The organism is Haloplanus natans DSM 17983 (genome assembly GCF_000427685.1).
Taxonomy (GTDB): domain Archaea; phylum Halobacteriota; class Halobacteria; order Halobacteriales; family Haloferacaceae; genus Haloplanus; species Haloplanus natans.
Map to the genome: position 1 here is coordinate 1581721 of NZ_KE386573.1, position 13915 is coordinate 1595635.

A 13915-nucleotide genomic window follows, 5' to 3' on the forward strand; every position below is an offset into this window, starting at 1 on the left:
GAACGACTTTGACCGCCGGCGCCACATCCCCGCTATGCGTCTCACCTTCCTCGGGACGGGAAGCGCCATGCCCCTCCCGGAACGGGCACAGACCGGTCTGTTGCTCGAACGCGACGACCGTCGGCTACTGGTCGACTGCGGCGCGGGCGTTCTCGGCCGCCTCGCCGCCACCGACGCGGGCTACGAGGGGGTCTCCACGGTCCTGCTCACCCACCACCATCTCGACCACGTCTCGGATCTCCTTCCCCTGGTGAAAGCGCGATGGCTGGCCGGGGCGGGCGGCCTCGAAGTCGTCGGTCCCACGGGGACGAAAGCGCTCGTCGACGACCTGTTCGGGGTCTTCGACTACCTCGACGGCCGGGCCGAAATCCGTATCCGCGAGGTCGGCACCCACGACTTCTCGGTCGCCGGCTTCGACGTGCGCGCCCACGAGACGCGCCACTCCGTTCACGGCCTCGCCTATCGGTTCGCCGGCGACGACGGCGAGGGCGACCTGACGATCAGCAGCGACACCGAGGCGTTCGAAGGGCTCGCCACTTTCGCCGACGGCTCCGCCATCTTCGTCCACGACTGCTCGTTCCCGGACGACGTCGACGTGTCGAACCACCCGACGCCGACGACACTCGCGGCGGCCCTCGACGGTCACGACTACGGTCGGGTCTATCTCACCCACCTCTACCCGCACACCGAGGGGCGCCACGGGGAGATGCTCGACGCCGTCGAGGCGCGATACGACGGCGACGTGCGGTTCGCGCGCGACGGGTTGCGGGTGGAGTGCTGATCGATCGTTGTCCGCACGGCCGATCACGAGAGATCGACCGTGCAACGACTTACAGATACTCATGTCGATAATAGCGGCGTGCGAGATACAGAGGGTGTATGCAGCAAATAGAGAACAACCTGACCGAGGTTGGAGAGTCGAACCCCCTCACAGAGAAAACGATTTACAGATACGTCCGCAACGATCAGCAATGGGTGGCTACGCAACACCACCGAATTGGACGGACGGCTCGTCCGACGATGACGAACCACGACCACGGCTTGGCGACCTACTTTCAGGCCGACTTGCAGACGTGGATGTCGACTCTGTTGCAGCGGTACGTGACGAACGAAGACGAGAATGAAGGTCTTCGTCGATACAAGCGTCTTCATCGCTAGTTTGACTGATGAACCGGGTCGTAGCAAAATCGCGACACGGTTGCTCAACGAGGACCACGAGTTCTGTACGTCCATTCTAAACCTCATGGAGATTCGATCAGTGATGACGAAAAAGAAGCGCGTCGAGCAAGACCGAGTCGAGACGGTGTTATCGGACATCTACAGTAGTGTGGATATCTACGCGCCCGAAATCAGCGACCAGATTGCCGCGTATGAATTACAGCGAGACAATCTACTCTATACAATGGACTGTGTGCTTCTCGCATTAGCGAACGATGTTGATGCGACCATGATCACCTTCGACGGAGAGTTGCTTGATCACGGTGGCGTTGCACCGGAAGAACTGATTGGCTGACCGCACAGACGAAGTTCTCCGACCTCGATGCCAACCACTGTTCCTCCGAGAATGAAAGAGCAACGGAGGACAGCGACTGGCTCAAAAACGAGACTGAATCCTGAACTCCCCGTTTGGTCTCAAAAAATACATTATATCTACTAGAAAATTTCTCGTGCTACCGAGTAGAGGTTGTTGCTCTGCTGACTATATCACGTCGCCGGGGTCGTGTTCGGCCGCCATGCGCCGCGCCTCGGCCGCGTACGCCTCGCGGTCGTCGGGGTCCGTCGTTCCCAGGTTCCCGGGGTCGGCGTCGACGGCGGCAATCGTGTCACGAACGTCCGAAAAGGAGGTTAGCGACCGTTCTTTCCGGAAGTACCGCTTCCCGTCCGGCGTCGCGTAGGTGAGGATGATGATGTTCTGTTCGTCGTCGGAGTAGGTTCGTTCGACCAGCCAGACGCGCACGGTGTCGTCGGTCATCGCCGTGAAGTAGACGCGAGCGCCGTTTGAGTTGCGGGGCTACGCGGCCCGCCCGCGGTTCAGCGCGGCCAGGCCGTCGGCGCGGACGACCACGTCGAATTGGTTGAACCACTCCTCGGAGACGAACGCCGTCTCGACGACCGGCTCCCCATCGACGCCGGCCGTCACCCGGTAGCGCCCCCGACGCCACGGAGCCGTCCCGAGTTCCGCGACGCCTTCGGCCTCGGCAGTGACGGTGTTCTCGATCACCCTCTGCCCGTCGCGGACGATTCGCACCGCGACGGTGTGGCTCGTGTCGTCCCGGTTGACAGCGAGCGACGTGATCGGGTCCCCCGGCCCGCCGGTACAGCCGGCGACGGGGAGCGCCACCAGAAGGCCCAGCAGACGGCGCCGGCGCACCGTCACCCGATCCGCGTCCCCGGTTCGCCGCCGGCGAGGAAATCCGCGAGGCCGTCGGCGCCGAAGACGTACGCCGGCGCGTCCAGGTCGAGGAGCGTCCGCACCTTCCCGGCCATCCCGCCGGTCACGTCGGTGGCGTCGCTCCCGCCGAGGACGTCGGCGACGGCGTCGAACGACTCGATCCGGTCGATCACGTCGCCGTCGGCGTCGTAGACGCCGTCGACGGTCGAACAGAGGCCCACGCGGCCGGCGTCGAGGCTCTCGACGAACCGAACGACCACCTCGTCGCCCGAGATGATGGTCGTCCCGTGGCCCTCGTGGGCGAGCACATCGCCGTGGCTCACGGGGACGAAGCCCTCACCGAGCATCGTCCGGACGGCCGGAATCGGCATATCGAGCGTCGCGCCGGCGTCGCGCGCGCCCGCCGAGAGCGGATGGACCGGCAGGGCCGGCACGTCGCGGTCGTGGAGCCGCGAGAGGACGAAGCGGTTCAGGGTCGTCATCGATCCGTGGATTTCGAGGGCGGCGCCCGCGTCGGTCGTCCCCTCGCGGACGCTCACGCCGTGTTTCTCGGCGTAGTGGTGGCCGAAGCTCCCGGCGCCGTGGACGAGGGCGAGCGGATCGGCGCCGCCACCGACCGCGCCGGCGACGGCGTCGGCCGCCACCGACAGCGCCGCGTCGTCGAGTGTCTCCCGGCGCTCCTTGTTGGTGATGAGGCTCCCGCCGAGTTTGAGGACGGTCGTCATTCGAGCCTCCGGACGCCGTCGGCCGCCAGTTCGGCGCGGAACGCCTCCTCACAGCCCGGCGTGAACCGGAGCGCGGTCAGCGTCTCCGGCGTCGGGTCGAGGGCGGCGATACAGCCACCGCCGCCCGCGCCGGTGAGTTTCGCGCCGTGGGCACCCGCCTCCCGCGCCGCCCACACCATGCTGTCGAGGGAGCGCGAGGAGACGCCGAGCGACTCCAGCAGTCCGTGGTTGAAATCCATCAGTCGACCGATCTCTTCGATCCGCTCGGTCTCGTCGAGGGTCGCCGCGGGGCCCTCGGGGTCGGGGTCGAGGTAGCGCTCGCCCGTCCGGACGATGTCGCCGATAGTGCCGATCGTGTCGTTCGCGAAGCCGTACTGCTCTTTGAGCGCGCGGACGCCGGCGACGAGTTCGCCGGTGTCGCCCGCGCCGCCGTCGAACCCGACGACGATGGGGAGATCGGGCGCGTCGATCCGCCGGCAGTCGTCGCCCTCGACGCGGACGGCGCCGCCGACGGCCGAACAGAAGGTGTCCGCGCGCGACGCCTGGCCCTCCTGGACGTTCGACTCGGCGCGGTAGGCGCGGTCCGCGATCTCCTCGATTGGGATGGCGTGACCGAGTTCGCGCGTCGCGGCGTCGATACCCGCCACCGTCACCGCAGCCGAGGAGCCCAGGCCGGCGCCGAGGGGTATCTCGCTTTCGACGGTGATGTCGAAGCCGGCGTCGGGGGCGTCGGCGGCGTCGCGGGCCTGTTCGACCGCGGCGTCGATATACCCCATCGCCGCCTCGACCAGCGACGCCGGCACGTCCACGTCCGGGCGGTCGTCGGTCGATCCCGCGTACTCGACGGTGAAGCCATCGAGGCTGAGATCCGTCGCCGAGACGCGTACGTGGTCGTCGTCGCGGGCCTCGACGCGCACCGTCGCCCGGCGCTCGATGGCACAGGGCACGGCTGGTTCGCCGTAGACGACGGCGTGTTCGCCGAACAGGTACACCTTGCCCGGGGCGCTCGATACCGTCATACGAGGTTCATGCCACGGCCGTCGCTTAAGCGGTCCGGATACTAGGCCTCGTCCTCGTCGAGTTCGGCGAGGTCTTCGAGTTCGTCGAGGTCCTCGCCGCCGCCGAGTACTTTCTTGAGTCCCAGCACGAGGAGGGCAAAGACGAGGACGACGACGAGGAGTGTGCCCGCCTTGCGAGCGGGGCAGCCACAGCCGTCGGTGTCGTCTTCGGGCCCCGGTTCGGTGCTCTCGTCGTCCCCGGTGCCGAGGACCGACGGGCCGACCTGAACCGATCCGTCGTCGAGGTGGAGTTCTAGGAGGGTGAACTTCTTGTCTGCCATACCGACTGTAGCCCGAGCGGCGACTTTACCGTTGTGTCTCCCCGTGGCCATCCACAATCAGGCGTGGCGTTCGACGACCCGCTCCAGATCCGCCCGCACCGTCTTCCGGTCGGCCGACTCGATCGATGTCCGCGTCTTGCGCTCGTCGGTTTCGGCCATCTCGCTCAGGAGGCCGCCGCGGCGGTCCACCTCGACGAAGAGGTCGAGTTCGTCGGCTCCCGGGAGCGCAACGAGTTCCACCTCGTCGAGTTCGTCCCGAAAGCGTCCGGCAGTAGCCCGGAACTCGAACTCCTGGACGAACCGCCGTCCGCTCGCGTACCGGCCGTAGGGATCGGCTTCGCAGGCAGCACCGTGGAGCGAGAAGCCGAGGTCGTCCATCGCGTCGAAGACGGCCTGCAGACGTGGCGTCGGGCGCACGTCGAGGTAGTCCGTATCCTCCGGATCGACGGCCATCTCGATGTCGAGTTCCGTCTCGATCCAGACCTCCACCTCCCCGGTCGTGACGGGCGTCCCGTAGGGTACGTCGAACGACACCGAGCGCGTCTCCTCCTGTCCGGGTTCGATGGTGAGCCCCTCGGCGAGGGTGAACCGGTCGATGTCAGCCGTCTCGTAGCCCTCTTCGGTTCGATAGCGGGTCTCGATTTCGAAGCGGACGGTTCCGACCTCCTGCTCGGCGTCGCCGCCGGTGATCTGTACGTCGGCGTCGACGGTGTCGCCGGGGCGGACGGTCTCCGACGGCAGGACGGTGTCGACGCTGGCGTTACCGATGCCGATGCTCGCGAGGACCTTCTTCATATGCATCCGGCGTCTCAGCCGCGAGAACAATAACGGTGGTGTGGGACTCGTACACACGACCCGGACACAACCCACTTGGTCGTCCGCACCAACCTCCAGTCGATGGATGGGGACGCCGACGCTCCGGCCGGTCTGCCCCTCCCCGACGGCGTCGATGCGTCCGACGCCGCCGACGCCGACGTACTCTCGCTTCTGGACCCCGCCGTCCGGGAGTGGTGGGTCGACCAGTTCGGCGCCTTCGTCCCCCAGAACGGCGGCTTCTTCACGCCGCCACAGCGCGAGGCCATCCCCCTCGTCCACGAGGGCGAGAACACCCTCGTCTGCGCACCGACGGGGAGCGGCAAGACACTCGCCGCCCACATCGCCATCATCAACGAACTGTTCCGGCGGGAGCGACGCGACGTCTTGGACAACGCGGTGTACTGCCTTTACGTCTCGCCGCTGAAGGCGCTCGCCAACGACGTACACCGAAATCTCGCCGACCCGCTCGACGGCATCCGGGAGCGACTGGCCGAACGTGGCGAGTCGACGGAGGTGCGCCACGCCATCCGCCACGGCGACACCGACGACGCGGCGCGTCGGAAGATGCTCGACGAGACCCCACACATCCTCAACACGACACCCGAGACGCTCGCCATCCTGCTCAACTCGCCGAAGTTCCGGGAGAAACTTCGAAGCGTCGAGTACGTCGTCGTCGACGAGATTCACGCGCTCGCGGCGAACAAGCGCGGCACGCACCTGTCGGTGTCGCTGGAACGGCTCGAACGTCTCGCGGACGGTTCACCGACCCGTATCGGCTGTTCGGCGACGGTCGACCCTCTCTCGACGATGGCCGACTTCCTCGTCGGCCGTGACGGCGGCGAGGCGCGCGACTGCGAACTCGTCGACGCCCGCTTCGCCCGCGAGTTCGACCTGCAGGTGGACTGCCCGGTCGACGATCTCGTTGGGACGCCGGGCGAGGCCGTCCGGGATCGGTTCTACGCGGCGTTGGACGACCTGATCGAGGACCACACCAACACGCTGGTCTTTACGAACACCCGATCGGGCGCGGAGCGCACCCTCCAGGCCCTTCGCGAGCGGTTCGGCTACGACGAGTCGAACTCGGGCTGTCACCACGGGAGCCTCTCGGCCGACCGCCGGAACGCGGTCGAGGCGGGACTCAAACGCGGCGACCTCGACGTGGTCACCACCTCGACCAGCCTCGAACTCGGCGTCGACATGCCCCACGTCGATCTGGTGGTGCAAGTCGGCTCTCCGAAGTCCGTCGCGGCGCTTCTCCAGCGGGTCGGGCGCGCGGGCCACCAGGTCGGCCAGGTGGTCGAGGGCCGGGTGGTCGCACTCGACCGCGACGACTTAGTCGAGGCGGCGGTGATGGTCCGCAAGGCCGAATCGGGCTTCGTCGACCGCGTGTTCGTCCCCGAGAACGCCTACGACGTGGCCGCACAGCACGTCTACGGCATGGCGATCAACGCCGTGCGTCGGGAGAGCGAGGTGAAGTCGATCCTCCGTGGCGCCTACCCCTACCGCGACTTCGACGACGACCAGTTCGAGACCCTGTTTCGCTACCTCACCGCCGACTACGAGGGGTTGGAGGAACGCAACGTCTACGCCAAAATCTGGCGGGACACGAACGACCCGCCCGAAGGCGAGCACCACCACCCCGACTTTCCCGTGGGCGAGCCACTGATCGGCAAGCGCGGCCGCCTCGCGCGGATGATCTACCTGACGAACGTGGGCACCATCCCCGACTCGTTCTCGTGTACCGTGGTCGTCCGCGGCGGCGACGAGTGGGTGGGCGAACTCGACGAGGACTACCTCGACACGCTGGAGCCCGGCGACGTGTTCGTCATCGGGGGCGAGCGCTTCGAGTTCGTCTACCGCCGCGGGTCGAAGGTGTACGTCGATCGGACGAGCGCCCGCCCGACGGTGCCGTCGTGGTACTCCGAGCGCCTGCCGCTCGCCTACGACCTCGCCCGGGAGATACTCGCCTTCCAGCGCGACCTGCTGGATCGCCTCGATTCGGGCGGCGCGCCGGCCGTCAGGGTGTGGCTCCGCGAGTCGTCGCTCTCGGAACGGGCGGTGCGGGCGCTGACCCGCCTCTACGACCAGCAGGTCGCCTTCGCCGGCGCCGAGAGCGTGTCGACGCCGACTCGGATCGCGGTCGAGGAGGAGCGCGACCGCGAGGAGTACCGCCGGCGCTACTACGTCCACACCCTCTACGGTCGCCGGTTCAACGACGGCCTCTCCCGACTGCTGGCCGCCGCCTGTGCGAGCGAGTCGAACGCGAGCGTCACCGTCGCCGTCGCGGACAACGGGTTCGTCCTCTCGATGCCGCTGAACCGCCGGGTCGACGCCGCGGGGCTGCTCAGGGGACTGGACCCCGACGACGCCCGCGCGGACCTCCGGGCGGCGCTCCGGGGGACCGACCTCCGCCAGCGCTACTTCCGCATCGACGCCACGCGCTCGCTCATGATCCTGAAACGGTACAAGGGAACGGAGAAGTCGGCGGCGCGCCAGCAGGTCGAAAGCGAGACGCTCCTCTCGCTCGCGGACAACCTGGACGACTTCGCGGTCGTCGAGGAGACGGACCGCGAGTTGCTGGAGGACAAACTCCACGTCGCGGGGATCGAAGCGGTGCTCGAACGGATTCGCGACGGCGAGGTCGACGTGGTCGAACACACGGTGGAGACGCCGACGCCCCGGGCGTTCGGGCTAGCGACGCTCGCGGCCACCGACACCGTCCTCGCCGAGGACGAAAGCACCGCCCTCCGCGAGTTCCACGAGCGGGTGGTGGCCGAAATCGAGGGCGAGGACTAACCGAGCAACGTGTTCAGCGCGTCCGGGACCACCAACACGTCGCTGCCCGGTTCCACCGCGTCGTCCACCCGTTCGGCGGCGTGGAGCAGACACTCCTCGACCACTGCGGGATGCTCGCTGTTCGTGATCCACAGGTCGGCTTCGCGGAGGGCGCGGGCGACGACGAACGCCCGCTGGGCGCCGGGGTCGTAGCCGGCACGCATCGCCTCGTACAGCGACTCCGCGCTCGTCGCCGTCCGCAGGCGCTCGTAGAATCGGCGCTCGCCCGTCCCCTCGCCCGCGCCCTCGGTCAAGCGCGCGGGGGTGATCACCCGCCCGCCGGACCGGACGGGGTTGTGCTCGCCGAGGACGAGATAGGTGGCACCCCGGGTCGCCTGGTAGAGGGTCGCGTCTTTCGGCGCGCCGACGCCGCCGACGACGGCGTCGAAGGTGTCCTCAAGGGGCACGGAGAGCGCCTCACGCGCCGTCTCGGCGAGGTCGGCGACGACCGCACGGGGACGGCCGGCGCTCGCGCCGAGAAAGCCGTCCGGCCCCTTCGTCACGTTGAGGCAGAACTCGACGCCGACGGCGTCGCCCGCGCGGTCGACCGTCTCGCGGAAGGGGTTCCCGTCCACGCGGCCGAGGCGGACGTCCGGGTGTGAGAGCACGTCCGGGCCGTGGGTGTAGCCGATGAGCGAGCCGTCGCCCGCGCCGACGACGACCGTCTTGGAGCCGCCGGAGAAGCCCGCGTACTGGTGGGGTTCGACCATGCCCGTCGAGAGCACGTGATCGGCCTCGGCGACGAGGGGGTGGACGCGTACAGGGACCCGGTCCGAACCGACTCCTCGAACCGTCCCCACCTCGACCGCCTCGTCGGGGTCGTGGTTGGTTGCCAGAGTGGCGTACTCGCCGAGCGCCGTCCGTAGCTCCGACTCGGTCATCGGGCGGTGCAGACCGAGGCCGACGAGGATGGAGACGTTGCAGTCGGGGAGGCGCTCCAGCATCGCGGCGACGAGTACCTCGTCCGGGGTCGCCCGCGTCACGTCGGTGACGACGACCGTCACGTCGTCGCCGGGGTCGACGAGCGAAGGGAGCGCGGGGCCGTGCGGGTCGTCGAGCGCCGCCCGTGCCGCGACGGCCGGATCGACCGTCTCGCCGCCGGGGAGTTCGACGGTCCGCACCGCACAGTCCGGGAGCGACACCTCGACCGTGCCGGTGCCGAGCGGGAGTTGCATACCCCCGCTGGCGTGGCAACGTGCCTCAAGCTGTCGATCGGTGATCGCGTCGCCGAACGCTTTTGCGGGTCGGTGCCGGAGTCGACCCATGCGACCGAAGACGTGCGTCGTTACGGGAGCATCGAAAGGGATCGGCCGGGGTATCGCCGAACGCTTCGGCGCGGACGGCTGCGAAGTGGTTGTCAACTACCGGAGTTCCGGGGAGGCGGCGGCGGAAACCGTCGACCGCGTCGAGCAGGCCGGCGGATCGGCACTCGCGGTCCAGGCCGACGTGACGGATCTCGCCGCAGTCGAGGCGATGCGCGACGAGGCCCGGGACGCGTTCGGGTCGGTGGACGTGTTGGTGAACAACGCCGGCATCACGCAGGACGTGCAGTTCAAGGAGATGTCCCACGAGGAGTGGGACGTCGTCCTCGACGTCCACCTCGACGGGACCTTCCACTGCACGCGGACGTTCTACGACGACCTGGCCGCGGCCGAGAGCGGCCGCCTCGTCAACATCTCCAGCATCATCGGGAAGGAGGGGAACTTCGGGCAGGCGAACTACGCGACGGCCAAAGCGGGGATTTTCGGATTCACGCGGACGCTCGCACAGGAACTCGCACGCACCGGATCGACCGCCAACTGCGTCGCCCCCGGGTTCGTCCGGACCGCGATGGTCGAGGAGCTCCCCGAGGAGATCAAAGAGACCATCCGCGGGGACACGCCGCTCGGCCGACTCGGGACCGTCGAGGAGATCGCCGAAGTCGTCGCCTTTCTCGCCAGCGACGGCTCCTCGTTCATCACGGGCGAGGTGATCGACGTGAACGGGGGCAAGGATCTGTGACCGCGTGCGCCCTCATAGTGATCGTTATAAGTCAGTACCGGTGGTTCGCCGACCCGTCCTGGCGAACCACCGGTAAACAGTTACAATAAGCACTATCAGCGCCGTGCCCAGTCGAGCATCCGGGCGTAGAACGGCTCCGATCCCAGTGCGTCGGCGTCGCCGACGAGGACGAGCGCCCGCTTCGCCCGGGTGAGCGCGACGTTCACCCGGCGCGTGTCCTCGAAGATGGGGCCGTCCAGGTCGTCGGTGGCGACGAAGGAGACGACGACCACCTCGGCGCTCGACCCCTGGAACCGGTCCACGGTGTCGACGGCCACGTCGACCCGACGGCCGATTTCGGCCACCTGCGCGCGGAAGGGGGCGATCACCACGATGTCGTCGGGGTCGACGCCGGCATCGAGATACTCCTCGACGACCGCGGCCACCCGGTCGGCCTCGATGGGGTTGGCGTTGCCCTCGCGCCGGCCGTCGGGGTCGACGAATCGGACGCCCCGACTGAGGTGGGTCGGAACTGGGTCGACCACCCCCGGCAGATCCGCGAGCGTCCCGCCCGCCACTTCGGGCGTGGCGGGGCGGAGCGCGCCGTCGTAGAACTCCCGCGAGGCGAAGGCCTGGATTCGCTGGCTCATGCGGTACTGCCGGTCGAGCATGACTGCTGCGTCGGGATGTTCGTCGTGGAGGCGTTCGAACAGCGACGTGGCGAGGCGCTCGTCGCCCGACTGGACGACCGGCGGAAGCTGTTGGTGGTCGCCGACGAGGACGAACCGCTCCGCGAGGTTGATGGCCGCGAGCGTCCCCGGCTCCGTCAACTGCGACGCCTCGTCGACGACGGCGGTGTCGAACTCCGCCTCGCGGAGGACCCGGGAGCCACAGGTAGCGGTGGTGGCGGCGACGACGGGTGCCGACCGGAGCGCCGCCGCGCGTTCGTTTGGCTCCCCGCGCCGGTCGAGGCGCACGTCGAGCATGTCCTCGCGGACGCCCGTCGTCGTCCCGACACGCGCCACGTCCTCGAACCCCTGTTCCCGGAGGGCTTCGAGCGCGTTGTCGACGGCGCGGTTCGTAAACGCCGAGAGGAGGACTCGCTCGCCGCGTTCGACCAGGGCGCGGACGAGGCGGGCGATGGTGTAGGTCTTGCCCGTCCCCGGCGGCCCGTGGATGAGCGCGAAATCGGCGGCGCCGACGGCCCGCTGGACGGCGGCGTTCTGGGATTCGTTGTTGTCGATGAACGTCTCCGGGGTGTCGGAGAAAGTCGGCGCGCGCCGTCCGAAGAGCACGTCCTTCCGGTCGGAGTCGCCTTTCAGCAGGGCGTCGTGAAGCGCCGTCAGCTGGCGCGAGACGGAAATTTCGGAGGGGTAGACGTCGAGTCGGCGCAGGTCGAGGGGTTCGTCCACCGTGACGACCGCTTCGTCGTCGAGCGACCGGATACGGCCGAGTTCGGACTCGCCGTGAACCGGATCGCCCGAACTCGCGAGCGCCACGTCGCCCTCGCGGAGCTTCGACACCGCGCCGTCGGGCACCCGCGCCCGAAGTTCCCAGTCACCGCCCGACAGCTCCCGCCGACCGAGCGGTTCGAGGTCGATCAGCGCGCGGTCCGCGTCCGCCCGTTCCGTGGCGGTTTGCTCCCAGAGCTTCCGGTATTCGTCGTGGACGGCGCGGCGTTCGTCCTCGACGGCGCGGTAGAACTCCGCGAAGTAGTCACGCTCCACCTCGGGGAGGGTGGTGCCGACCTGCCCCGCCTTCGACTCCTGATCGAGGCGGCCGGAGACGACCATGCAGGTGTCCTGCTCGAAACACCACTCGCATTTGGCGTCGGCCTCGTAGCCCGTCGGCACGTCCCGACGCGCCTCCATCGCCGCGATTTCGTTTCGCGTGCGAACGACGAAGGCCAACAGGCCGCGCCCGACCGAGAACTCCTTGGCCGGCGAGAGATCGCCGCTCGCCTCCGATCGGTCGAGCGCCGCGTTCTTCGTGTACAGCAACGTGCCCGTGTTCGGCGGGTCGCCCGACTCGCCGAGCAGGAGCGCGTACGTCGCCGCCTGAATCTTGTCGTGAAACCGGGGTTCGCGCTTCGTGTTCTTTCCCGTCTTGAGTTCGACGGGGCTGCCACGCCGGAGGGCGTCGGCGCGGCCCTTGATGCCGAAGGTGGGGCTGATGAGGGTGTACTCCGAGCGCCAGTCGTCTTCCTCGGTGAGCGTGCCCTGTTCGAGCCACCCCTCGATGGCGGCGGCGTTGCGCCGCACCTCGTCGCGCACCTCGCTCGCCTCGCGGCCCAGCAGTCCGAGTTCGAGGCCGGCCGCCTCGACGTGGTCCGCGACGGCCGCGTCCAGGTCCCGCCCCCGCAACAGGTCGCCGAACACCTCGTGGACGATGGTCCCTTTCACCACCGGGTACGCGAGCGGCACCCCCGAGAGCTTGTTCAGGTAGTACATCCGCGGACACTGCACCCACGAGCGCACGTCGGTCACGTCGACGAGGAAGTCGGGTTCGATCACGACGTAGGAGTCGCCGGTGGTGGCGTACCCCTGCTCGCCCCGGAACTCCGTCTCCTCGGCGTCTGTCACGAGGAGGTCCATGCCCGCGGCCGCGTGGTCGGCGGTGTGGGTCCACTTGCCCCAGAGTGTGACGGTGACGCCGTCGGCGCCGTCGTCCGGTCGGACGGTCACCTCGACCAGGTCCCGGTTCCCGTGTCGTGTCGAGACGGACCGCACCTCGCCCACGTCCAGAATCGTCCCGCGGAGGTTCACGCCCGAGGCTAGTGGCCGGGAGCGAAAAACCCTGTGTTACTCCCCCTCGCGCACGTCGCGCAGACGCTCGACCGCGTCGTCGTCCGCCGTCGACGCCGCGGTACGGCGGGCGTGTGCGGGGGTCCCTTCCTCCGCCTCGGACGGCGCGTCGGCGACGGGCACCACGTCCGTCGACCGACAGAGCGGACAGGCTGCCGACGGGTCCTCGACCGTCGTACCACACACCGAACACGCGACGGCGGCGTCCGTCTCCGGGCCGTCCGCAGGCGGCGCCTCGGCGTCGTCGTGGCCGGCCGTCCCCGGCGCCTCGGCGCCCGGAATCGACGCGTCCGCCGGCGCCGGGCGGCCGTCCACGTGCGCCTCCGACTCCGCCTCCGCGTCGGGCACCTCGACCCGCGCCGGCCGGTCCATCGTACTCGGCGTCTCCAGCGGGCGGTCGTCGCGGTGGACGACCCGCCGGTCGGGGGCGTCCGACTCCGCGGTGTCGCCGTCCGTATCCGTCGTTTCGCCGCCGAGGACGGTTCCCAGCCACGCCCGTAGCCGGTCGAACACGCCCGTCATCGGTAGTGTTTGAATAGCAGTGCCTTCACGTCGTCTTTCGTTCGCACCTGCTCGGTCGAGCCGTCGGGCAGGTCGACCGCGTACCGTTCGTCGCCCGAGGCGTCGCCCCACTTGTCGCTGTGGGTGTCGAGGAGGCTCATCATCTCGTCCAGCATGGCGTCGTTGCCGTCGCCGTCGGCCGTGTCGGCCGCGTCGTCGTCCGCCGGGTCACCGTCGTCGGTCACGACGCGTGCCGTGGCGCCGTTCGTGGCCGCCGCGTCGTCGGGCGTCGTCTCCGTCTCACCTTCCGCCGGTTCCCCGTCGTCCTCGTACCGATCGAGGAGGTATTCGACGGCGTCGCGGGGGCGGACGTGGCCGTACTTCCCGACCACGTCGCGCGCGATGTCCTCTTGGAGGGCGCGCAGGCGCTCCTCCTGTTCGGGCGTGATCTCGATTTCGGGCATGGTCGAGGATTGCGGCCCGCGGAGTATCAATGTGCGTCATCCGTGTGACCGACAGGCTC

Annotated in this window: 14 protein-coding genes; 4 read left to right on the top strand and 10 right to left on the bottom strand. The window is 68.6% G+C overall.

All coding sequences use genetic code 11. From position 1 onward, the window contains the following. Positions 1-34 precede the first annotated feature (34 nt). Complete coding sequence (locus HALNA_RS10285) at positions 35-781, top strand: MBL fold metallo-hydrolase (protein WP_049936291.1); 747 nt, start codon at positions 35-37, stop codon at positions 779-781. Between the two features lie 339 nt (positions 782-1120). Continuing rightward, positions 1121-1513 (top strand): putative toxin-antitoxin system toxin component, PIN family, encoded by a 393-nt coding sequence (locus HALNA_RS10290; protein WP_049936292.1) that lies wholly within the window; start codon positions 1121-1123, stop codon positions 1511-1513. A gap of 186 nt (positions 1514-1699) precedes the next feature. Here the strand turns inward: HALNA_RS10290 and HALNA_RS10295 are convergent, their stop codons facing one another. The 6 genes from HALNA_RS10295 to HALNA_RS10320 are packed head-to-tail and all read right to left on the bottom strand — an operon-like array spanning position 1700 to position 5251. After that, positions 1700-1972, bottom strand: coding sequence for a hypothetical protein (locus tag HALNA_RS10295; RefSeq protein WP_049936293.1), 273 nt, complete (start codon positions 1970-1972; stop codon positions 1700-1702). Between the two features lie 39 nt (positions 1973-2011). Beyond that, the gene (locus tag HALNA_RS10300) at positions 2012-2371 is read right to left on the bottom strand and encodes a hypothetical protein (protein WP_157573502.1); all 360 of its coding nucleotides are present in this window, start codon (positions 2369-2371) and stop codon (positions 2012-2014) included. A 2-nt stretch (positions 2372-2373) separates the two neighbouring features. Further along, positions 2374-3117 (bottom strand): isopentenyl phosphate kinase, encoded by a 744-nt coding sequence (locus HALNA_RS10305; protein ID WP_049936295.1) that lies wholly within the window; start codon positions 3115-3117, stop codon positions 2374-2376. Beyond that, positions 3114-4136 carry a mevalonate kinase gene (gene mvk / locus HALNA_RS10310; protein ID WP_049936296.1) on the bottom strand — a complete coding sequence of 341 codons (1023 nt, stop codon included), beginning with the start codon at positions 4134-4136 and terminating at the stop codon, positions 3114-3116. The genes HALNA_RS10305 and mvk overlap by 4 nt, the downstream gene beginning before the upstream one ends. Before the next feature lie 41 nt (positions 4137-4177). Further along, on the bottom strand, positions 4178-4456 hold the full coding sequence (locus HALNA_RS10315; RefSeq protein WP_049936297.1) for a hypothetical protein: 279 nt from the start codon (positions 4454-4456) through the stop codon (positions 4178-4180). 57 nt (positions 4457-4513) lie between these two features. Then, positions 4514-5251, bottom strand: coding sequence for a sporulation protein (locus HALNA_RS10320; protein WP_049938031.1), 738 nt, complete (start codon positions 5249-5251; stop codon positions 4514-4516). A 102-nt stretch (positions 5252-5353) separates the two neighbouring features. Between HALNA_RS10320 and HALNA_RS10325 the strand changes: the two genes are divergently transcribed. Further along, positions 5354-8068, top strand: a complete 2715-nt coding sequence (locus HALNA_RS10325) for an ATP-dependent helicase (RefSeq protein WP_084510154.1) — start codon at positions 5354-5356, stop codon at positions 8066-8068. Here HALNA_RS10325 and HALNA_RS10330 read toward each other — a convergent pair. Further along, the gene (locus tag HALNA_RS10330; RefSeq protein ID WP_049936298.1) at positions 8065-9282 is read right to left on the bottom strand and encodes a lactate racemase domain-containing protein; all 1218 of its coding nucleotides are present in this window, start codon (positions 9280-9282) and stop codon (positions 8065-8067) included. The two genes, HALNA_RS10325 and HALNA_RS10330, sit on opposite strands and share 4 nt — an antisense overlap. Positions 9283-9370: 88 nt before the next feature. On the opposite strand from HALNA_RS10330, the gene HALNA_RS10335 reads away from it, so the two are divergent. Then, a complete protein-coding gene (locus HALNA_RS10335; RefSeq protein ID WP_049936299.1) occupies positions 9371-10108 on the top strand; it encodes a beta-ketoacyl-ACP reductase in 738 nt (245 codons plus the stop codon). 95 nt (positions 10109-10203) lie between these two features. Here HALNA_RS10335 and HALNA_RS10340 read toward each other — a convergent pair whose 3' ends face one another. Genes HALNA_RS10340 through HALNA_RS10350 form a run of 3 tightly spaced genes read right to left on the bottom strand, consistent with a single transcriptional unit; the run spans position 10204 to position 13856 of the window. Further along, a complete protein-coding gene (locus HALNA_RS10340) occupies positions 10204-12852 on the bottom strand; it encodes an AAA domain-containing protein (protein WP_049936300.1) in 2649 nt (882 codons plus the stop codon). 36 nt (positions 12853-12888) lie between these two features. Further along, complete coding sequence (locus HALNA_RS10345; protein ID WP_049936301.1) at positions 12889-13413, bottom strand: hypothetical protein; 525 nt, start codon at positions 13411-13413, stop codon at positions 12889-12891. Continuing rightward, positions 13410-13856, bottom strand: coding sequence for a hypothetical protein (locus tag HALNA_RS10350; protein ID WP_049936302.1), 447 nt, complete (start codon positions 13854-13856; stop codon positions 13410-13412). Before HALNA_RS10350 ends, HALNA_RS10345 begins: the two co-directional genes overlap by 4 nt. Positions 13857-13915 lie beyond the last annotated feature (59 nt).